Origin of the sequence: Thermoanaerobacter ethanolicus JW 200 (assembly GCF_003722315.1) — a bacterium.
GTDB classification, from domain to species: Bacteria; Bacillota; Thermoanaerobacteria; order Thermoanaerobacterales; family Thermoanaerobacteraceae; genus Thermoanaerobacter; species Thermoanaerobacter ethanolicus.
The window spans coordinates 2,405,513-2,426,493 of the sequence record NZ_CP033580.1 but is presented as its reverse complement, the minus strand read 5'-3'; the positions used below and the strand labels follow the sequence as shown (position 1 = coordinate 2,426,493).

The 20,981-nt window shown below is 32.7% G+C and carries 23 protein-coding genes and 2 riboswitches; of the genes, 21 read left to right on the top strand and 2 right to left on the bottom strand.

From position 1 onward, the window contains the following. Window positions 1–24 precede the first annotated feature (24 nt). On the bottom strand, window positions 25–1,632 hold the full coding sequence (locus tag EB239_RS12200; protein ID WP_318261382.1) for a peptidoglycan D,D-transpeptidase FtsI family protein: 1,608 nt from the start codon (window positions 1,630–1,632) through the stop codon (window positions 25–27). 268 nt (window positions 1,633–1,900) lie between these two features. Beyond that, window positions 1,901–1,960, top strand: a riboswitch (Fluoride riboswitch). A 54-nt stretch (window positions 1,961–2,014) separates the two neighbouring features. Here EB239_RS12200 and EB239_RS12195 point away from each other — a divergent pair. The 14 genes from EB239_RS12195 to EB239_RS12135 all read left to right on the top strand — a co-directional run bounded on the left by EB239_RS12195 (window position 2,015) and on the right by EB239_RS12135 (window position 14,233). Further along, window positions 2,015–2,671 (top strand): DUF6062 family protein, encoded by a 657-nt coding sequence (locus EB239_RS12195; RefSeq protein ID WP_003870820.1) that lies wholly within the window; start codon window positions 2,015–2,017, stop codon window positions 2,669–2,671. Further along, on the top strand, window positions 2,664–2,993 hold the full coding sequence (locus tag EB239_RS12190) for a hypothetical protein (protein ID WP_003870821.1): 330 nt from the start codon (window positions 2,664–2,666) through the stop codon (window positions 2,991–2,993). The genes EB239_RS12195 and EB239_RS12190 overlap by 8 nt, the downstream gene beginning before the upstream one ends. Further along, window positions 2,990–3,415: a HEAT repeat domain-containing protein gene (locus EB239_RS12185; RefSeq protein WP_003870822.1), complete on the top strand. Its 426-nt coding sequence runs from the start codon at window positions 2,990–2,992 to the stop codon at window positions 3,413–3,415. Before EB239_RS12190 ends, EB239_RS12185 begins: the two co-directional genes overlap by 4 nt. Continuing rightward, on the top strand, window positions 3,405–4,592 hold the full coding sequence (locus EB239_RS12180) for an MFS transporter (protein WP_003870823.1): 1,188 nt from the start codon (window positions 3,405–3,407) through the stop codon (window positions 4,590–4,592). Before EB239_RS12185 ends, EB239_RS12180 begins: the two co-directional genes overlap by 11 nt. A gap of 16 nt (window positions 4,593–4,608) precedes the next feature. Then, complete coding sequence (locus EB239_RS12175) at window positions 4,609–5,472, top strand: hypothetical protein (RefSeq protein WP_003870824.1); 864 nt, start codon at window positions 4,609–4,611, stop codon at window positions 5,470–5,472. A 140-nt stretch (window positions 5,473–5,612) separates the two neighbouring features. Continuing rightward, window positions 5,613–6,932 carry an ABC transporter substrate-binding protein gene (locus EB239_RS12170; protein ID WP_003870825.1) on the top strand — a complete coding sequence of 440 codons (1,320 nt, stop codon included), beginning with the start codon at window positions 5,613–5,615 and terminating at the stop codon, window positions 6,930–6,932. 80 nt (window positions 6,933–7,012) lie between these two features. Continuing rightward, complete coding sequence (locus tag EB239_RS12165) at window positions 7,013–7,897, top strand: carbohydrate ABC transporter permease (RefSeq protein WP_003870826.1); 885 nt, start codon at window positions 7,013–7,015, stop codon at window positions 7,895–7,897. Further along, window positions 7,897–8,724, top strand: a complete 828-nt coding sequence (locus EB239_RS12160; protein WP_003870827.1) for a carbohydrate ABC transporter permease — start codon at window positions 7,897–7,899, stop codon at window positions 8,722–8,724. Before EB239_RS12165 ends, EB239_RS12160 begins: the two co-directional genes overlap by 1 nt. 19 nt (window positions 8,725–8,743) lie before the next feature. Beyond that, a complete protein-coding gene (locus EB239_RS12155) occupies window positions 8,744–10,219 on the top strand; it encodes a glycoside hydrolase family 32 protein (RefSeq protein WP_003870828.1) in 1,476 nt (491 codons plus the stop codon). A 66-nt stretch (window positions 10,220–10,285) separates the two neighbouring features. After that, on the top strand, window positions 10,286–11,254 hold the full coding sequence (locus EB239_RS12150; RefSeq protein WP_003870829.1) for a carbohydrate kinase family protein: 969 nt from the start codon (window positions 10,286–10,288) through the stop codon (window positions 11,252–11,254). Between the two features lie 87 nt (window positions 11,255–11,341). Further along, window positions 11,342–12,316, top strand: a complete 975-nt coding sequence (locus tag EB239_RS12145; protein ID WP_003870830.1) for a LacI family DNA-binding transcriptional regulator — start codon at window positions 11,342–11,344, stop codon at window positions 12,314–12,316. Between the two features lie 143 nt (window positions 12,317–12,459). Continuing rightward, window positions 12,460–13,536 (top strand): bis-aminopropyl spermidine synthase family protein, encoded by a 1,077-nt coding sequence (locus EB239_RS12140; RefSeq protein ID WP_003870831.1) that lies wholly within the window; start codon window positions 12,460–12,462, stop codon window positions 13,534–13,536. A 94-nt stretch (window positions 13,537–13,630) separates the two neighbouring features. Further along, the gene (locus tag EB239_RS14660) at window positions 13,631–13,780 is read left to right on the top strand and encodes a hypothetical protein (RefSeq protein WP_156770930.1); all 150 of its coding nucleotides are present in this window, start codon (window positions 13,631–13,633) and stop codon (window positions 13,778–13,780) included. Window positions 13,781–13,807: 27 nt separating this feature from the next. Next, the gene (locus tag EB239_RS12135; RefSeq protein ID WP_003868040.1) at window positions 13,808–14,233 is read left to right on the top strand and encodes a hypothetical protein; all 426 of its coding nucleotides are present in this window, start codon (window positions 13,808–13,810) and stop codon (window positions 14,231–14,233) included. 17 nt (window positions 14,234–14,250) lie between these two features. Here EB239_RS12135 and EB239_RS12130 read toward each other — a convergent pair whose 3' ends face one another. After that, complete coding sequence (locus tag EB239_RS12130) at window positions 14,251–14,880, bottom strand: class I SAM-dependent methyltransferase (RefSeq protein ID WP_003870832.1); 630 nt, start codon at window positions 14,878–14,880, stop codon at window positions 14,251–14,253. Between the two features lie 187 nt (window positions 14,881–15,067). After that, a riboswitch (Fluoride riboswitch) is annotated at window positions 15,068–15,127 on the top strand. Window positions 15,128–15,230: 103 nt separating this feature from the next. On the opposite strand from EB239_RS12130, the gene EB239_RS12125 reads away from it, so the two are divergent. From EB239_RS12125 to EB239_RS12095, 7 genes are all read left to right on the top strand, one after another. Further along, window positions 15,231–16,994: a dynamin family protein gene (locus EB239_RS12125; protein ID WP_003870833.1), complete on the top strand. Its 1,764-nt coding sequence runs from the start codon at window positions 15,231–15,233 to the stop codon at window positions 16,992–16,994. 148 nt (window positions 16,995–17,142) lie between these two features. Further along, window positions 17,143–17,502, top strand: a complete 360-nt coding sequence (locus tag EB239_RS12120) for a DUF5320 domain-containing protein (protein WP_003870834.1) — start codon at window positions 17,143–17,145, stop codon at window positions 17,500–17,502. A 194-nt stretch (window positions 17,503–17,696) separates the two neighbouring features. Beyond that, on the top strand, window positions 17,697–18,059 hold the full coding sequence (locus EB239_RS12115; RefSeq protein WP_003870835.1) for a NifB/NifX family molybdenum-iron cluster-binding protein: 363 nt from the start codon (window positions 17,697–17,699) through the stop codon (window positions 18,057–18,059). 14 nt (window positions 18,060–18,073) lie between these two features. Beyond that, the gene (locus EB239_RS12110) at window positions 18,074–18,922 is read left to right on the top strand and encodes an ATP-binding protein (RefSeq protein ID WP_003870836.1); all 849 of its coding nucleotides are present in this window, start codon (window positions 18,074–18,076) and stop codon (window positions 18,920–18,922) included. Then, entirely contained in the window at window positions 18,919–19,794 is an 876-nt protein-coding gene (locus EB239_RS12105; RefSeq protein WP_003870837.1) for an ATP-binding protein, read from the top strand. Before EB239_RS12110 ends, EB239_RS12105 begins: the two co-directional genes overlap by 4 nt. Continuing rightward, window positions 19,791–20,135, top strand: a complete 345-nt coding sequence (locus EB239_RS12100; RefSeq protein WP_003870838.1) for a NifB/NifX family molybdenum-iron cluster-binding protein — start codon at window positions 19,791–19,793, stop codon at window positions 20,133–20,135. The genes EB239_RS12105 and EB239_RS12100 overlap by 4 nt, the downstream gene beginning before the upstream one ends. Before the next feature lie 19 nt (window positions 20,136–20,154). Then, the gene (locus EB239_RS12095; RefSeq protein ID WP_003870839.1) at window positions 20,155–20,973 is read left to right on the top strand and encodes an MBL fold metallo-hydrolase; all 819 of its coding nucleotides are present in this window, start codon (window positions 20,155–20,157) and stop codon (window positions 20,971–20,973) included. Window positions 20,974–20,981: the final 8 nt, after the last annotated feature.

Genomic DNA, 20,981 nt, shown 5'->3' with positions numbered 1-20,981 from the left:
GGTGTGCTAAATAAACTGGTATTATTATTTTTTTACTGTATCGTAATATCTAAGAGTGTCTCTTAATATTTCCTGGGCTATTGGCGCGGCTACTTCTCCTCCCATATACCCATTTTGCGTAGGATTTTTAACAAGAACTAATACGGCAATTTTTGGGTTTTCAACTGGTGCAAATCCAGCAAATGATGCTACGTATTTTCCTGGAGCATAATTTTCCGTTGTACCTGTTTTTCCACCTACTGTATAGCCAGGTACTTGTGCTGTTTGAGCAGTGCCTTCTGTTACTGTTTTTTCAAGTATATACTTCATTGTATCGGAAGTTTTTTTAGAAATTACCTGTCTGACTATTTGAGGTTTATATTCTTTAATTATTTTATCTCCCTCTTCAATATATTTTACAATATGTGGAACCATGAGGTTTCCACCGTTTATTACAGCGGAAAAAGCCGTAATCATTTGAATAGGAGTCACGGCAATTCCCTGACCAAATGACATAGTGGCGAGGTCTACGGGGTATACTTTTGACTTTAGCAAAATCATTCCACTGGCTTCGCCGGGCAGTTCAATCCCCGTAGGCGAGCCAAAACCAAAAGCATATATGTATTTATAAAAAGTGTCAAGGCCTAAACGTTCTACCACCTGCATAAAAACTGTATCACTTGATTTTTCAATAGCTTGCGAAAAAGTTATATCTCCCAAAACTGTCCAACTTCTAATTTTTCTACCGGAGACTATATAATACCCAGGGTCATAGAATTTTTCGTTTGGCGTAACTACAGCTGATTCTAATGCTGCAGAAGCGGTTATCACTTTAAATACCGAACCGGGTTCGTAAATACTTGATATTGCAGGATTTGACCAATATTCTTGTGAAGGTACATCTTGCGGATTATTTGGGTCAAAATCAGGCAAGTTAGCCATTGCAAGTATTTCACCCGTTTTTGGATTCATAACTATTGCTGTTATACCATCTTGCGGTTTATACTTTTCATAGCCATTTTTTATAGCTTTTTCTGTATAACTTTGTATTACAGAATCAATTGTGAGGACAATATTATCACCATTTGTAGGTTTGTAAAGCTTGCTTGGGACTCCTACTTTTCTACCTTCTGCATCTACAAGAGAGATTTCACGGCCAGGTACACCACTTAAGTATTTATTTAAAGAATATTCAAGGCCATACAAACCATTGCCATCAATTCCTGTGAACCCTAATACTTGTGATAGCATTTTGCCGTTGGGATAATTTCTCATAAAAGTATCTTCTACATATATGCCTGGTATGTTAAGACTTTTTATTTTATTTATATTTTCAAGAGGAATGGACCTGCCAAGTACAGCCCATTCTGATTTTTTATTTGAAAGAATTTTATAAAGTGAATCTTTGTCCATATTTAAATATTTATAGAGTTCTTCAGAAACTTTTTCTGGGTTTTTTATAAATTTAGGAGCCGCAAATACATCTCCTGCTGGAACATTACAGGCAAGTATATTCCCGTTTACATCATAAATATTGCCCCGTTGAGGCTTTAATATGATATCAGCAGTACTTTGCCTTTCGACTGCCATGGCAAGTTTTTCGGAGTTTATACCCTGTATCCATATAAGCCTTACAATAAGGGCGAAAAACATGATAGTAAGAAAGACGAATATAGTAAATGTTCGTTTTTTTACATATGATGTCAATTTTATTCTAACCCCTTTTTATAAAGATTTTGTTTATCCAATATAATTATACCATAGATATTTTGTGGTATAATTAGATAAAAAGATAAAATAATTAAGCTTTATTAAATGCTAAGCAAAAATCATAAATCCAAACCGAAAAACAGTCTTTAATATGTAGCCTTTTCACTTGTATTTTTGTTTAAAAAATGTATAATATTATTATAGAGAAAAATTAAATGACGGTGATGAAGCTCACCTTATTGCCGTGAAGGCTAATGGCTTCTACATTGTTGAATGTAGAGGCCATTTTTGTTTATTTGACAAAAAAGAGAGGATGAGAATCTGCATGAAGTTAGAATTTATTCCATTGTATGAGGTTTTTGAAAAATATAAGGGAGGTTGTCCAATATGCAAGATTATAAAAGACGAAGAAAAAGCCTATTGTGAGCATTTGTTTGAAGATGAGGTTTTAAAAGACCCTGAAATGTATGTCAAAATAAGAGAGACAAATTTCTGCCATTATCATTTGGAATTATTGAATAATTCATATGATAAATTGGGTTTGGCAATTGCATTAAAAGCAAATATCAGTTATAAATTGCAGCAGATTACAGACAAACGTAAGTCTTTAAAGAAAAAAAGAGCGAAAGAAACAAAAAACAAATGCCTTATTTGTGATTATTTAAGTGAAAGAGATAAATACCAGATGCATATATTGATAGATATTTTACATACTGATAAAGAATTTGTTGAAAAGCATAGTGAAGGGTTGTCTAAATTGTGTTTTCATCACCTAAATATGCTTATAGAAGCTAAAAAGGATATTACACCACAAATTGAGAAAATAATTAAAATAAATGAAACGGCAATTGAAAAAAATATTACTGATCTTGAATGGTTTATAACAAAATTTGATTATAGATTTCATGATGAACCATGGTATGACTCCAAGGATTCGTTTGAAAGAGCATTGAAATTATTGAGAGGTGGCTATTATGATTAGGATTTCTTTTGAAATTACTGATGAAAGCTTTGAAGAAATCAAAGAGTTAGTTGCTGACTTTGAAAAAGATGGTTTTACAGAAGAAGATGCATATAGAGCTATTTTTGAAATGGGGATTAAAGCATATCAAATAGAAAGGGATAATCCTAATGAAGATGACTTAAGAAGACAGCTTATTTCTATGGCGTCTAAATACTCTGCAATGAAATTTAAAAATTTTCAGTTGATGCGTGACAACCAAACACTTGAAATAAGATTAAAAGGTTATGAGTCTGAAAATAGATATCTTAAAAAAACTTTAGGTATAAGGGTTGATGAATGATGAGATATATATGTCCTGTGTGTTTTAAAATAGCTGAAATTGGAGAAGAAAAGTGCTCGAATTGCGGATATGATTTTAAAAATATATCAAAGGATGATTACAGTGAAAAACTTATAAAAGCTATAAATCATCCAGACTATAATGTTGCTTACATGGCAGCAAAAATAATTGGGGAACTTAAAATAAAGAAAGCAGAAAAAGTATTGATAGAACATTTACGCAATAATGGGGGTAAAAAGGACCCATATATTGAACAGATTATTGTTTGGGCTCTTGGAGAGATTGGCGGAGAAGAGTCTCACAGGTTTCTTTTAGAAAACAAAGATAAATTCTCAATTTTAACAAAAAATATCATTGAAAATTCTTTGGAGAAAATTAAAACAAGAGTGGCAAATAAGGAAGGTGAGTCAATTGGAAAATAAAGAGATAAAAAACAACGTGAATAATAACATTAAAGTCTTGGGGTGGGTTGCATTTTTTGGTGGATTAAGTCAGGATATGATTGTACCTATTTTGCCTACTTTTTATACGCAGATTCTGGGACTGAGTAAAGAAATGGTAGGTTTAATAGAGGGAAGTGTCACTACAGTTGTAAGCCTTATGAGAATAATATCCGGAATAATTTCAGATAAGATTGGGAAAAGAAAATCTATTGTGTTTATTGGATATCTATTTTCTGCCATTGGAAGAGTATTACTGCCATTGACGAATGGTGCTGCCATGGCTTTTGGGTTGAGACTGGTTGATGGTATTGGAAAAGGTACAAAAGATGCGCCGAGAGATGCACTTGTTGCAAAATCTTCTAAAATTAAAAATATGGGCTTTTCGTTTGGATTTCAAAGAATGCTTGACACATTAGGTTCCTTCCTTGGGCCATTGATTACTGCCGGTTTAATGCTCTTGTTTACCAAATATATAGATTCTATAAAGTACAGATTAATATTTTTGATTGCTGGCCTTGTAGCTTTTATCACAATAATCCTCATAGGTTTATTTGTAGTGGAGCAAAAGGGTGAAAGAGTAAGTTCATCTTTCAAATTAGATTTGTCTGTTTTTAAGGGAAAATTTCTGCTGTTTTTCATTGTAATGCTAGTTTTTACGCTTGGCAACAGTAGTGATGCATTTTTGATTCTAAGAGCTCGCAGTGTAGGTGTAAGTGAATCGACGATACCGATAATTATAGCTATGTTTAATCTGTTTTATGCGTTGTTGTCAGTACCGAGTGGAGTATTGTCTGACAAAATAGGAAGAGTTAATGTAATCAGGTTAGGCTGGATTATTTATGCAGTTACATATCTCGGTTTTGCATTAGCAAAATTGCCGTGGCATATTTGGGTTTTGTACGCGATATATGGAGTTTACTATTCAACAACGGAAGGTGTTGCAAAGTCTCTTGTTGCACATATAGTCGATGATAGTAATAGAGGAACTGCATTTGGGTTGTATAATGCATCGATGGGACTACTTGCACTCCCGGCAAGTTTTATTGCTGGATATTTGTGGGATAAAGTATCTCCTGCTGCACCCTTTTACTTTGGAGCATTATGTTCCATAATGGCAGTTGTTCTAATAACACTGTTTAAAATTGAAAAAAGTTAAAAGGGGGATGAGAGAAATGCCGTCTATAGATTCCTGGGCAAGAACTATAAAAGACTACAGTGAAATTCCTGAAATGTTTAAATCTTATTACGATAAAAACTTTAAAGATTCGACGCGTTTTTTAAATGCTGTATATACTCCTGCTGATAGCTGGGGTAGAAGAAAGACAAACGATAAACTCATGTTCTTGTATGAAAATAATGTGGTTTTTCTCGAAAAAATGAAAAATAGTATTAATGCTGTTTCGTATCCTATTGAAAATATTAATTACATTGAAAATGGGTCTATATTGTTATATTCATGGCTAAAAATAAATGGGAACATAGAAGGTGAAACGAGGTCATTTGTGCTTGAGTACAACACTGTTGTCGAAAATATATTTAAGCCTATAATTGAAAAATTACGTATATTATTATGTGACATAGAAACGTCTGATAAGGAAAAAGAAATAGATGACTTTGATTGTTTGAGGGATATAAATTACAAGTTTATGAATTATGCAAAAAAAGCTGTATTAAATGGCGAAAAAGTAATAGATTTTTTATATCAAGCTGATATAAAAGTTCCTTACTTTAAATTCTTCAAAAAATTAAAATCAACTTCTCATATGATTATATTTACAAATAAAGAATTAATAATATTACAAGAAGAAAATGCAAAGTCTATAAAAGATGTAAAATATGGTGGTATATGGATTTACATTCCTGTACATAAGATTTTAAATGCGTACATTGATGAGGAAGAAACTGGGTTTTTAAATTTATCTATTAATGTATCTGGCTCTAATGTTTTTAAGTCACGATTTGAATTTTCACAAAAGGAGAAGGTAGAAGGATTAATTGAACAAATTAACAAAATAGCAAGATACAATCTATTATAATATTAATAAGTTTCAAAAATGTCAACCGTATTATAAACGGTTGACATTTTATCAAAAAATTTATGTCAAACGGTTGACATATAAAAATTAATTAAGTATAATAAGAGTAAATCTAAAAAATTTAAAGAAAGGGGATTGTCATGAAGAGAAAAATTTTATCCATTATGTTGACGTTTGCATTGGTTTTTTCGCTCATGGCAGGCTGTGGTACAAAAAGCAGCGATAATGGAGAAAGTAATAGTACTGCCACGGCAACAAAGACTGTAAAAATTACTTTGCTAAATTCTAAGGGGGAAATTCAGGCTCAATTAGAAGATGCAGCTAAAGCTTTTACAAAAGAAAATCCGAATATTACTGTAGAAGTCATTCCTGCAGCAGCCGGTCAGTCACCTTTTGAAAAGGTTACCTCCATGTATGCATCTGGTAATGCACCGACAATGGCAATGTTAGATCCAGGTGATATAGCAAAATTCAAAGATAAATTCTTAGATTTAAGCAGTGAAAAGTGGGTTTCAGATGCAATAGATGGTGCTTTAAATGCAGCTACAGTGGATGGAAAGGTTATAGCGTTTCCGTTTGCTGTTGAAGGATATGGACTTATTTACAACAAGGCTGTACTGGACAAGGCTTATGGTGGAAACTTTGATCCGAGTTCTATAAAGACGAGAGATGCTTTAGAAGAAGCATTTAAAAAAGTAGAAGCAACAGGTGCTAAAGCACTAGAAATTTCTCCAATGGATTGGTCTTTAGGCGCACATTTCCTTTCAATAGCGTATGCGGATCAATCTAAAGATCCTGCTCAAGTAGCTCAATTTTTATCAGACTTAAAAGCGGGAAAAGTTGATTTAGCAAATAATAAAGTGTTTAATGGCTTAATGGATACTTTTGACATGATGAAAAAGTACAACATAGATAAAAATGATCCATTATCTCCGACTTATGATAGAGGACCAGAGCTTATTGGTAAAGGTGAAGTTGGATTTTGGTTTATGGGAAATTGGGCATGGCCACAGATAAAAGAATTTGATACTGCAAATGGACAATACGGCTTTATACCTGTACCAATCAGCAATAACCCAGATGACTATGGTAATTCAGGTATACCTGTAGGTGTAACAAAATTTATCGGCATAGATAAAACACAAAATAGTGCTGAGCAGCAAGATGCAGCTAAGAAATTTTTAGATTGGTTGGTATACAGCTCTACAGGTCAAGACATGCTTGTGAACAAACTTAACATTATACCTGCATTTAAAAATATAACTTTACAACCGCAAGATCCCCTTGCTAAATCTATTTTGCAGTATGTTAAGAGTGGTAATACTTTAGAGTTTATGACTACATTGCCACCTGACCACTGGTCAAAGTTAGGAGCTTCAATGCAAAAGTATTTGGCAGGGAAAATTGACAGAAAAGGCTTGATTGATGAAATAGAAAATTATTGGAAAAATGTTCAATAATACGTAAGATTTGATTGAATAACGGATAGAATGTTATTGTCTATCCGTTATTCAATATAAAAGTGAAGGAGGATATGAGTGTGGAACAAGAAAAAACTTTGTTGGCTAAACTCAAAACGTACTTGATATTTGCAGGACCTACTACCTTTGCTTTTCTCACAGTAATAATACTACCGTTTTTATATGGAATATATTTAACTTTTACTGATTGGAATGGTATTTCTGCTACACATGCTTTTGTAGGTTTTTCAAATTATTTACAAGTATTTAAAGATAAAGTATTTTGGACATCTTTTTTATTGACACTAAAATATGTATTTTTCACAGTAATATTAATTAATGTCATAGCTTTTTTCTTGGCTTATATGTTAACGAGTGGCGTAAAAGGCCAAAATTTCTTTAGAGCAGGGTTTTTTACTCCCAATTTGATAGGCGGAATATTGTTAGGTTTTATATGGCAATTTATTTTTTCAAACATTTTAGTATATTTAGGAAAATCATATAATATACCAATTTTGTCAGGCTCTTGGTTGTCAGATCCTGACAAAGCTTTTTGGGCTTTGGTGATTGTGACAGTCTGGCAGTATACTGGTTATATGATGGTGATATATATTTCAGGTTTTATGAATATACCGAGAGATTTGTTAGAAGCAGCAAGTATAGACGGAGCAAATACTTATCAAAGACTAAAAAATGTGATACTTCCATTAATGGTGCCTTCTTTTACTATAAGTGTTTTTTTGACTTTACAAAGAGGGTTTATGGTTTACGATATAAACTTGGCTTTGACAAATGGAGGACCATATAAAAGCACCGAACTCATATCACTTCACATATATAACACTGCTTTTTTAAGTCAGCAGTATGGTATTGGTCAAGCAGAGGCGTTTTTTCTCTTTTTTGTGGTAGCGGCTGTCACGTTGCTTCAAGTGTATTTTAGCAAAAAGCTGGAGGTGGAAAATTGATGGAAAAGAATAATCGCCTACTTGGTGGAATAAAATTTTTTGCTTTAAGTATTTTTTTGGTACTTTATATATTTCCATTTTTTATAGTTTTAATTAATTCCTTTAAAGAGAGAAAGGAAATACTAGAAAACCCACTCAAGCTTCCGTCGGTGCTGAATTTAAGCAATTACATTGATGCTTTTACAAAAATGAATTATCTACATGCTTTTTTGAATTCTTTGATTATAACTGCTTTTAGTGTATTTTTGATTACATTGCTGTCATCAATGACTGCTTATATTTTTGTAAGAAAAAAGTGGAAATTCAATCAGTTTATGTTCTTTTTTATGGTGGCATCTATGATTATTCCTTTCCAAGGGATAATGATACCCCTTGTAAAAATATATGGTTCTATCGGCATGATGAATAGCAAATGGGCATTGATTTATATGTATGTAGGTTTTGGTGCATCTTTGGCCGTATTTATGTATCACGGTTTTATAAAGAGTATACCATTGGAATTAGAAGAGGCTGCTACTATTGATGGGTGCAGCCAGCTTCAGACTTTCTTTAAAATTGTTTTTCCGCTTTTGAAGCCAGTAACAACAACAATAGCTATATTGGATATTTTGTGGATATGGAATGACTTTCTATTGCCATATTTAGTACTCATGGCGCCAGAGCAGAGAACTTTACCGCTTTCTGTTTTCTATTTTTATGGAACTTACACGATTGAATATGGGCCTGCTATGGCAGCTCTTATGTTAGCTACAATTCCTGTAATAATTGCATATTTACTAATGCAAAAGCAGATTATAGAAGGCGTTTTAAAGGGTTCAATAAAATAAAGGTCTGGAGGTAGTAGAATTGGAATTGAGAAATATAAATGATGCAAATAAGTATATTCAAGCAAATAAGAGTAGATTAAATTTACAGTATAGATTGAAATACCATCTAATGGGTGAATATGGTTGGATTAATGACCCTAATGGATTTATATATTACAAAGGTAATTACCATTTGTTTTATCAGCACAACCCTTATGAAGCAGTTTGGGGTCCAATGCATTGGGGGCATGCGATTAGTAAGGATTTGGTTAAATGGACTTATCTTCCAATAGCGTTAGTGCCGGGAGATGATTTTGACAAAGATGGGTGTTTTTCAGGTAGTGCCATTGAAAAAGACGATATGTTATGTTTACTGTATACTGGACACATATATACAGGACCTGATAAGAGTAAAGATTATAAGCAGGTTCAAAATTTGGCTTACTCGAAAGATGGCATTAATTTCATAAAATACAGTAAAAATCCTGTAATTGGAGAAAAACAAATTCCAGAAGAAGCAAGTAAAAAGGATTTTAGAGACCCTAAAGTTTTTAAAAACGGACAATATTATTACATGATGTTAGGTTCAAATGATGGAAATGGACACGGGCAGGTATTATTGTATAAATCAACAAATTTAAAAGATTGGGATTTTGTAAATATACTTGCGAGAGGGAATGAAAACACAGGTTACAATTGGGAATGTCCTGATTTATTTGAATTAGAGGGCAGGCATGTACTGATGGTATCTGCAGAACATATAAAGACTAGAGGGAATGATTTTAATAGTACTCACTCATCTATATATTTTATTGGAGATTTAGACATAAACAAAGGGATATTTAAGTTTGATATTGATGGTTATCAACAGATTGACTATGGATTTGACTTTTATGCTCCACAAACTACTAGTGATAAATTGGGAAGAAGGCTTATGGTTGCATGGATGGATATGTGGGGGGAAGTTATGCCAACACAGGAAAGAGGCCATAATTGGGCTGGAGCCATGACATTACCAAGGGAAATTTTAATGGTTAATGGTAAATTATATTTTAGGCCGATTAAAGAAATAGAAAACTACAGAAAAAATCATTATAAGCTTATAAACTTAAAGATAGATGGAGAAAAAAACTTAGACACATATGGTGACTGTTATGAACTTGAAGTTGAGTTTGAGGGGGGTAAAGCAGAGGAATTTGGTTTAAAAATAAGAAAAGGAGACAATGAAGAAACTATTTTATCATATAAAAGAGATGAATCATTATTTATATTTGACCGCAATAAATCAGGTATAGGACCTAAAGGAGAAAGGAAAATAAATGTAGCTTTAAAAAATAATAAACTTAAACTCAGAGTATTTGTAGATGTAAGTTCGGTTGAGATATTTATTAATGATTGGGAAAAAGTAATGAGTGGAAGGATATATCCTAGCAAAAATTCGGTAAATATATCTGTATATTCCAAAGGGGAATGCAAAATTAATTATTTAAATAAATGGGATATTGTTGTAGATTAAATTTATTGATAAATTTAAAGTGAGCGTTACCACAGTGTAAAATAAAATCTGTGTGGGGTGATTATAATGTATGATGTTATAGCTTTAGGTGAGTTGCTGATTGATTTTACTCCTGCAGGGTTTTCTGATAATGGAAATACACTATTTGAAATGAATCCTGGGGGAGCACCTGCAAATGTGTTAACTGCTGTTACAAAATTAGGAGGAAAAGGTGCTTTTATAGGTAAAGTAGGTGATGACCAATTTGGATATTTTTTAAAAAAAGTGCTTGAAAATAATCAAATTAACACAGATGGTTTAAAATTTACTACAAAAGCAAATACAACTCTTGCTTTTGTACATCTTGATGACAAAGGAGACAGAAGCTTTACTTTTTATCGAAATCCGGGAGCTGACACAATGTTGGAAGAAGAGGATATTGAACTGGATTTAATAGAAAAAGGAAAAATATTTCATTTTGGGTCTTTATCTATGACAGATGAACCTTCGAGAAGTGCCACATTAAAAGCTATTGAATATGCAAAACAAAATAAAAAAATTATTTCATATGACCCAAATTGGAGACCACCTTTATGGGAAAATGAAACTGTTGCGAAAAAAGAAATGGTTTTGGGATTACAATATGCAGATATAGTGAAATTATCTGAAGACGAACTACAATTTCTGACGGGAGAATCAAACTTGGAATATGGCAGTAAAACATTATTTGATATGGGGATAAAACTAGTTTTAGTAACTTTAGGAGCAAAAGGTTGCTATTATAGACATACATCGGGCACAGGACATATACCTGCATATCGTGTAAATGTGGTAGATACAACAGGAGCTGGAGATGCTTTTTTAGGAGGAGTTCTTTATAATATATCAAAAATAGATTATCCCCTAGATAAATTAAAAACTCAAGAACTCGAAAAAATTATTGACTTTGCTAATGCTACCGGTGGACTATGCACAACTAAAAGAGGAGCAATTCCTGCAATGCCAACATTAGAAGAGGTAAAATATTTACTAGTACATGGTGTAAAATCGTTGTAAAATATGCCATTATGAAGACTTTAATTGTAATTACGATAAAGGTATAATAGAAGAGGAGACAAAAAGTAGTAATAGAAGGTGATAGACATGCCAACTATAAAAGACGTAGCGAAAAAAGCAGGAGTTACAGTTACGACTGTATCGAGGGTTTTAAATAACAGAGGCTATATAAGCGAGGTAACGAGAAAAAAAGTTTATGAGGCGATGAAAGAGTTAAATTACCAGCCTAACGAGTTAGCAAGGTCCTTATACAGAAAAAAATCCTATTTAATAGGTTTATTAATTCCCAATGTAGCGCACCCTTTTTTTGCAGAATTGACCGGTTATATAGAATATTATGCTTATCAAGAAGGTTATAAAATTTTGTTGTGCAATTCTGGGCAAGATAGTAGCAAGGAAAAAGAGTATATAGATATGCTGAAAAGGCATCAAGTTGATGGTATAATTATTGGCAGTCATACCTTAGAAGCAGAGCAATATTTAAATGTGAAACTTCCTATTGTGGCAATTGATAGATATTATTCCAATATACCTTATGTAGCTTCAGACAATTATAAAGGTGGAATTTTGGCTACAAAACTTTTAATACAAAAGGGATGTAAAAAAATTGCTCACATAAGCGGCCCATTGATTTTGAATACACCGGCAAATAATCGTTATAAAGCGTTCAAAGAGGTAGCAACACAAGAGAATGTTGAGTATTTTGTTGTAGAAACAAAGTTAAACAGGTTTGAGATAGAAGAATATAAAAAAATAGTAAGAGGCCTTTTTAAAGAACATCCAGACATTGACGGTATATTTGCCAGTGGCGATTTAATCGCTGCTTCTGTAATAAGTGTGGCTAAAGAGTTAAATAAAAAAATACCTCAAGATTTGAAAATTGTAGGTTATGATGATATAAATGTCGCTAATTTGGTAGTTCCATCTTTAACAACCGTAAGACAACCAATTAAAGAAATAGCAAGAAAAGCTATTGAACTGATATTACGCCAAATAGATGGTGAAAAGGTGGAAAAAGAAAATATTTTGCCTATAACTCTGATAGAGAGGGAGACTACGTAATTTTGACCTCTCTTGACTTTTTTATTCAATTAAATGTATAATTTTATGTGCTGGCCTAAATATTGGCTTAAATGGAATATACCCCTGTATGGTATTTTGAAGGTGTAAAAAGCTTGTAGAAATACTATTATGGGGGTGAGAAGATGGAAAGTCTACAAGATATAGCGCACCAAATCTACCAAAAAACAGGGGTTATGACTTCCTCTAAGGATGTGGAAAAAATATTGTCAGCTGCTGCAGCAACTCCGCATTTTTGGGAGATTATAACTCTTTCACAAAAACCTTTTTCAGTTGTAGCAGAAATAATTGAGTTACTACGTCAAAAAAATTTGTTGAAAGTTGAGAAAAATGGAGATATAAAATTTAATTCTAAAGGTTTAGAATATCTTGTGAGTCTTAAAATAGCTCCAAAAAGAACATATACTTGTCACGCGTGTGAAGGACGAGGGATAAACTTTTCTAAATTAGAAGACTTGATCAAAAAATTTGACCAAGTGACAGTAAATCGCCCAAAAGCTATTAGCGATTATGACCAAGGTTTTGTTACGACACAAACAGTGGTGGGCAGAATAGCTCTCCTGGCTGAAAGAGGAGATTTAGAGGGGAAAAAGCTTTTAGTTTTAGGTGATGATGACCTTGTAAGTATAGCAGCAGGACTTTCAGGTATGCCAACGGAAATTGTTGTGATGGAAATAGACGATAGACTAGTGGAATACATCAATGAGGTGGCAAATAAATATAATCTGCCTATAAAAGCCATGAAATACGATTTTAGAGACAAACTACCAGAGGAATATGTAGGGTATTTTGATACTTTTATTACTGACCCGCCAGAGACTATAGAAGCTTTGGAAATTTGCATAGGAAGAGGGATTTCTGCTCTTTCCAAAGAAGGGTGTGCGGGGTATTTTGGACTGACGTCGATAGAGGCCTCATTGGAAAAGTGGAATGTTTTCCAGCAAATTTTAGCAAGTAAATTTAAAGTGGTAGTGACAGATATTATCCATAACTTTAATCATTATGTAAATTGGGACTATCTTTTAAATACAGTAGGTAAACAATATGAATTTGTGCAAGTAGAGCCAAAACTTAATTGGTACCGGTCTTCTATGTATCGTATAGAGACCTTAAAAGATTCAAAAGGAATTGAAAATGAATATAAACCTTGTGAATTATACGTAGACGAAGAAGCTTTAATATACAGAGGAGACAAAGCATAGGCTTCCATACTAATGTGGAGGCCTATATTTATTATTCAGTACAAGCACAAGACAAACTATAAAATCATATGTAAAAATGAGTATATAAAATTTTATGAAAAGAGTGATCGCTATGAAAGAAGAAAAAGAAGGATTAAATGCTTATTTGCTTGTAATTGTACTTTCGTTGATTCTCTATTTCGGTTTGGGTTATGCAAAACCTGAAGAGCCAGCGATAATAATTTTTCCACTGCCAATAAGATGACATAAAAGTTATAGGGGGAGAAAATACATGTTTTCATCGGATAATTTAGAATCCCAATTGAAAGATTTGCTATTAAAGCTAGGATTAAGGGAAAATAGCGAAGAGAATGGTCAAAAAGAAAATAAGGAGGAGGATAAAGATGAAGAAGGTGGAGAACATCCTGATGTAGATGGAGGGAATGGTGATAAAGGGAATGGGGAAAATGGTGAAAAAGATAATACAGGTGGAAAAGGAGGAGATGAAAAAAAGAAGGGAGTCTTAACCCCTTCACAGATAATGGTTATTTTAGGTATACTTAGCGGAGCTTTGGAACCTATCTCAATAATTGTGGATAGAAATCAAAATGTGCAAATTGTTTTATCAGGTACATTGATAGAAAAAATAGAATCAAAAGAGGATACGCAACCCAAAGAAGGGGATTTTTTAGACAACGTAATAAAAGCTTTGTTTTAAAAAGTGTAGTTCAAATATCATTTTTTAGCGCTTATTACTATGAAGGAGCCTTTGCCAAAGCCATATCTTACAGGTTCTTTTTCTTTTATTTCATCAAGTTTTTTAAAAATGGTCTGTGAGAAATTGAAATTTTTAAATCCTGCTTCGTAAAGCAATTCAACTATTTCACTTGTAGAATAAAACGTTGCTTCTTTGTAAAATAGACTTTTTTCTTTATTTGCTTGATATATTTTGCCAATTGTGCTCTCTCTATCTACAAAGCCTATTAAAATTGTACCGCTATTTTTAAGTACTCTAAAACATTCTTTGAAGGATTTTAGCACATCGTCTACAAAACATACAGTCGTCACCATTAAAACAAGGTCAAAAGAGTTGTCTTCAAACGGAAGATTTTCTGCTACTCCATCTACCACATTAAGACCCCGTTCTAAAGCTATTTTTCTCATTTGATAAGAAGGTTCTACTCCGCTTTTTATACCTAGAGGTACTGCAAACTTTCCAGTTCCGATTCCTACTTCCAACCCTTTTTCAAATTTCGGCATAAGCAATTTTACAGCATCTAATTCCGATTGATAGGCGTATTCATTTTTTTCAAACCATTCTTCATATCTGTCAAAATGTTTTTCAAAAGCAGATATTTTAGGCATAATTTCTCATCCTTTCTAAAACTTAAATTTTTATCCACTTTTCTATGCTTATTCTTTGAAAGTCACAGTTTAATAAACCTCCCCTTGCTTTCATTATATCATATAACAAAAAATATAATGCACGCATATCTTTAGCTTTTACTATCTTGCAAAGTTTTTACATTTTGGGTATAATGATATTGACAATTGTATAAAAAGTGATGGAACTCACTTCAACCGCCGAAAGGCTGATAGTTCCTACTTGGTGTAAAAGCCAGTAGGAACTATTTTGCTTTTTAGGGGGTGATAGTAAAGTAAAAATGTCACTCCATATCTGAATTTCGATTATACTGTGGCTAGGAGGTGAGATTATGAAGAAACAATATGACCAGATTAAAAAAAGTTTAGATGTGATATTTGAAAAAATAGAAAGAATATCAAAAGATATCAATATTAAAGCAGTAGGAGAAGCTGTTTCAGAAGTTAAAAATAAATTTTGCAATAATATTTTTTATCTTGTGATATTAGGACAATTTAAAAGAGGAAAATCAACATTTACTAATTATATGTTAGGAGCTGATATACTTCCAACAGGTGTTGTTCCTTTAACATCTGTTATAACAAAAATCCAATATAGCCCTGATATATGGGCAAAAGTTCTATATGATGATGGCAGAAGTGAAAATATTGACATTAAAGAATTGGATTTGTATTGCACAGAAAAAAACAACCCTAAAAACATAAAAGGAGTCAAGGAAATACATATAGGATATCCTTTTGAGTTTATAAGTAATGACGTAGTAATCATAGATACACCGGGAATTGGTTCAGTCTATAAACATAATACAGATGTTGCATATAGTTATATAAATAAAGCTGATGCTGTGATTTTTTTGCTTTCAGTAGACCCTCCTATAAGTGAACTGGAAAGGGAGTTTTTGTCTAAAATATCTGAAAATGTTAATAAAATATTTTTTGTTTTAAATAAAATTGACTATGTAAATGAAATGGAGCTAAAGGAAATAATCAATTTTAATGAAAATATTGTAAGAGAAATTACAAAGAATAATAACATTTCTATTTATCCAATTTCTGCTAAATTGGCATTAGAAGGCAAAATATCAAAAGATAATAAAGCAATTGAAAAGAGTGGAACTCAAAAGCTGGAAAATGATTTGCAGAATTTTTTAATAAAAGAAAAAGAAAAAGTGTTGCTTGAAAGCTATGCCAAAAATATTGAAAGAATTATTTCGATGTGCCAAACTTTTTTTGAAAGCAGTATAAAATTGAAACAAATTCCATTAGAGCGTCTTGAATCTAATATAAAATCTTTTGAGAACTTTATTAAAGAAGTTGAAAAAAGCAAAAAAGAAATATCCTTATTGTTTCAAGGTGATATGAAAAATATTTTACAGAATTTTGATAAAAAGATGGAAGAATATAAACAGTTTATCAGTATAAGAGTATCAGAAAAGATAAAAGGATATTACCACGGTATTCGTGACTTTAGTCGAATTAATCAGAAAAAAGAGCTTGAAAAGTACCTCGAAAGAGCTATTATAGAAGAATTTGAAAAATTAAAAGGTCATATTGAAAGGGATATTGAAGAACAATATAGTAAAGCTTTGTCTATTTATCTTTTAAGGCTCAATGCAGTCATTGATGAAGTAAAAACAGTAGCAAACGAATTGTTCGGCATAAATCTGGAATATTTTAAAAGCGTAGGTGGTATTACGGCAGAGAGTAAATTTACATACAAGATAGGATATGATGTTGGTGCATTGGAAATAGACCCTGTGTATTTTACCTATTTTTTGCCTAAAAAATTTGCTGGAAAAATTATTTTAAAAAGGATTTTAGATAGAGTAGACATTGATGTTGACAGAAACATAGGTCGCATTCGTTATGATTTATTAACAAGGATTGAAGAAAGTTTTAGTGAATTTGAAAAAGATATGAATTTTAAATTACAAACGATGTATGATACTGTAAAAGAACTACTTGCTAAGTCAATAAAGGATTATAAATTTGATAGAGATAGCTTCGAAAGAGAAAAAGCTTGTTATCAGACATTGCTAAAAGATATTGAAAAAATACGTGAAGAATTAGAGCATGTTTTAAATATGTTGAAATAATATAGTGAAGTATATAAGTGAAAGAATTTAAAAATTCAACAATAAAAAATATTTTTTTGGGTAAAATATTATTGACATAAGTCCATAACAGTGATATTATATAACTAGGTAATGGTCATATGACCAAAATAAAAGAGGAGGGATTGATATGCCAAGAGGAGATGGAACAGGTCCAATGGGTTTAGGCCCAAGAACAGGAAGAGGCTTAGGATATTGTTCAGGATATAATGTACCTGGTTATTTAAATCCTGTAGGAGCATACTGGGGATTTGGCAGAGGCTTCGGTTGGTTCGGCAGAGGAAGAGGATTTAGACATATGTACTATTTAACAGGACTTCCTGGTTGGGCAAGAGGATGGTATGGTTATGGGTATCCTCAATATCCTGGCTACAATATAAATGAAAAAGATGTTTTAAGTGCTGAAGCAAAATATTTGGAAGACCAATTAAAATATATAAAAGAAAGATTGGACCAATTAGAGAAAAAAGACGATAAAAAAGAGGAATAATTAGTTTTAAAAGTCGCAGTCACGCAAGTGGCTGCTTATTTTTATGCTTTAATTTGATATAATTTGGCTAAAGTGTTATAGTAAAACAGATTAAGTGCGCTTTTTGTTTAATAAATTTATTGACATATGACAAAAATAATAATATATTAATAAATGTAAGTAACATATGTCAATAATGAAATGGAGGATGCAATATGAAAATAGCTATTTCCTCAGAAGGAAAAACTCTTGAAGCTAAGGTGGATTCAAGATTTGGACGAGCTCAATATTTTATTATAGTTGATAGTGAGACGATGGATTATAAAGTTATTGACAACGCTGCAGTAGCCCAAAGCAGTGGTGCGGGCACTAAAGCGGCACAGACTCTTATAGATGAAGGCGTACAAGTTCTCATCTCAAGCAGTGTAGGACCAAACGCTATGGAAGTATTTAAAGCAGCAGAAATTCCAGTTTATAAAGCAATAGAAGGAGATGTAAAAACAAACATAGAGCTTTTTAAAAATGGAAGCCTTGAAAAGATAACAGAAGCGACAAATCAAGGACATCACCATCATTAAAAGGAGCATTGAAGATGAGAAGAGTCAAGATTTCTGTATTGAGTGGTAAAGGTGGGACAGGAAAAACAACTGTTTCTGTTAACCTTGCCAAAACTTTTAATAATAGCCTGTATGTTGATTGCGATGTAGAAGAGCCTAATGGCTATTTATTTTTAAATCCTCAAATAGAAGATGAAAAAACGGTTGAAGTCATAATACCTGAAATAAACTCCGACAAATGCACATTATGTGGTGAGTGTGTAAAAGCGTGTAGATTTGGAGCTTTAACAAAATTAATCAAAAAAATTCTCGTGTTTGACCACTTATGTCATTCCTGCGGAGCTTGTTTTGAGATGTGTCCTTATGATGCCATAGTAGAAAAATACAAACCTATTGGTACGATAAGGAAGGGCAAAGCCCAAAGCGTGGATTTTATAGACGGAAAATTAAATTATGGAGAAGCGACTGGAGTGCCTATTTTAAAAGAGATTAATAAATTGATTGAGAATGTAGATAAACCTGTAATAGTGGATAGCCCGCCAGGGACTTCTTGCCCAGTTATACATTCTATTGAAGGAAGTGATTTGTGCATTCTGGTTACAGAACCTACTCCTTATGGTTTGCACGACTTTGATTTAGCGGTACAGCTTGTAAAACAGATGGGCATTCCTATGGCCGCTGTCATTAATAAAGCTGGGGAAGGGGACAATATTATCGAGGAATACTGCGAAAAAGAAGGCATAAAAGTTTTAGCGAAGATTCCTTTTAAAAAAGAGTTTGCAGAGGCTTATTCAAAAGGGAAATTGTTGATTGAGGTTAATGAAGAGGTAAAAGGAATATTTGAGAAGTTGACGATTGATGCATTGGAGTTGATAAAAAAATGAAGCAGTTAGCAATTTTAAGCGGGAAAGGTGGTACAGGGAAGACAACAGTTGCCACTACTTTGAGCACCATTATTAAAAATAAGATTATGGCGGATTGTGACGTAGAAGCTCCTAACCTAAATATAGTTTTGCAAGGAGAAATAATAGAAAAGCAAGACTTTTACGGCAAAGAGACAGCAGTAATTGACAAAGACAAGTGTATTGAATGCGGACTTTGTGAAAGACTTTGCAGGTTTGATGCTATTTCAAATTTTGAGGTAAATCCTTATTATTGTGAAGGTTGTGGCCTTTGCATGTATAAATGCCCTGTTGAAGCGATTAAATTGGTAGAGGAAAAAACAGGCCATGTAGTATATGCCAAGACAAAGTCTGGAGAAAAAGTAGTATATGCAGAGCTTTTTCCTGGAGCAGATGGTTCAGGGAAATTGGTGACAGAGGTGAGAAAGAAGGCGAAGGAAGTAAGTGACGATAACGATGAGTATTTGATAATTGATGGCACTCCAGGAATAGGATGTCCTGTCCTTGCTTCTGCTACGGGTGCTGATTTGGTATTAATTGTTACAGAACCTACACTTTCTGGTTTTGCTGACATGAAGAGAGTGTTGTCAGCGATAGAAAGCTTTAAAGTTCCTTCCGTGGTGTGTGTCAATAAATGGGATTTAAATAAAGAAGTATCACAACAAATAGAAAAATATTGTGAGGAAAACAACATTGTGGTTGTTGGGAAAATAGATTTTGATGAAACAGTTGTAAAAGCTCTAAAAAATTTACAAAGCTTAAGTAGTTATCCTGACAGCACTGCTTACCAGCAAATTTATAAAATGTGGCTTAGGATTAAAGAAATTTTAGATGAAGGGGTGGAAAGTAAATGAAAATTGCTGTTGCTTCAGAAGGCGAAGAAGTTTCAATGCATTTTGGACATTGTGAAGGTTTTTGGATTTTTGATGTGGAGAATGGTAAAATAAAAGACTCTACTTTTTTACCTAATCCCGGTCATAGGCCAGGATTTCTCCCAGGGTTTTTAAAAGACAAAGGAGTTGATTGTATAATTTCTGGAGGTATGGGTACCAGTGCTATTGAGCTTTTTAATAGTTACGGAATAGATATAATAACTGGTGCTGAAGGAGATGCAAAAGAAGCAGTAGAGAAGTACATCAATGGTACTTTGACATCTTCTAACAGCCCTTGTGAAAAACACGAACATCATCACTAAAGAGGGGAGGAGAGAGTAATTGGAAATACAGGTGCTTATAGAAAATGTGGTGTTTAATAAAAATTTTGTAGCAGAACATGGATTATCAATTTTAGTAAAAAAAGATGATAAAGAAGTTTTGGTGGATACCGGCCAGAGTGAAAACTTTATGAAAAACTGTGGTTTAATGGGGATAGAAGTGGAAAGATTACAAAAAGTAGTGCTTACTCATGGACATTATGACCACATCGGAGGACTAAAAGGGTTACTTGAAAAGAATCCCAATGTAAAAATATATGCTCATAAGCGGATTTTAGATAAAAAATATGCATTGAGGGAAAATGGAAATATAGATGAGATAGGTTTTAACTTAGCAATTTACAATAAATACAAAAATAATTTTGTGCTAATAGAGGAAGATACAGAAGTAGAAAAAGATTTTTTTGTGATCACAAGCACTGACATAGTTTATGACAATGAATTCACTACTAAGAATTTTTTAATTGAAGAAAAAGGAGAAAAAATAAAGGATAATTTTTTAGATGAGGTTTTTGTGGTAGTAAAAGAGGAAGATGGAATTAATGTAATTACGGGATGTTCCCATGCAGGTATATTAAATATTTTGGGAACGGCAAAAAGGCGTTTTGAAGGAAGTTCTCTCAAGTCATTAATTGGAGGTTTTCATTTAAGAGGTATGCCAGAAGAAGAAATCATAGAAATAGCCAAAAAAATAGATAGCTATGGAATAGAGAAAATATATACAGGTCATTACACGGGAATAGACGAATATGGAATCCTAAAATCTGTTTTAAAAGACAAACTATCTTATTTGACTACCAGTTCATCAATTATTGTTTAACAGATGAG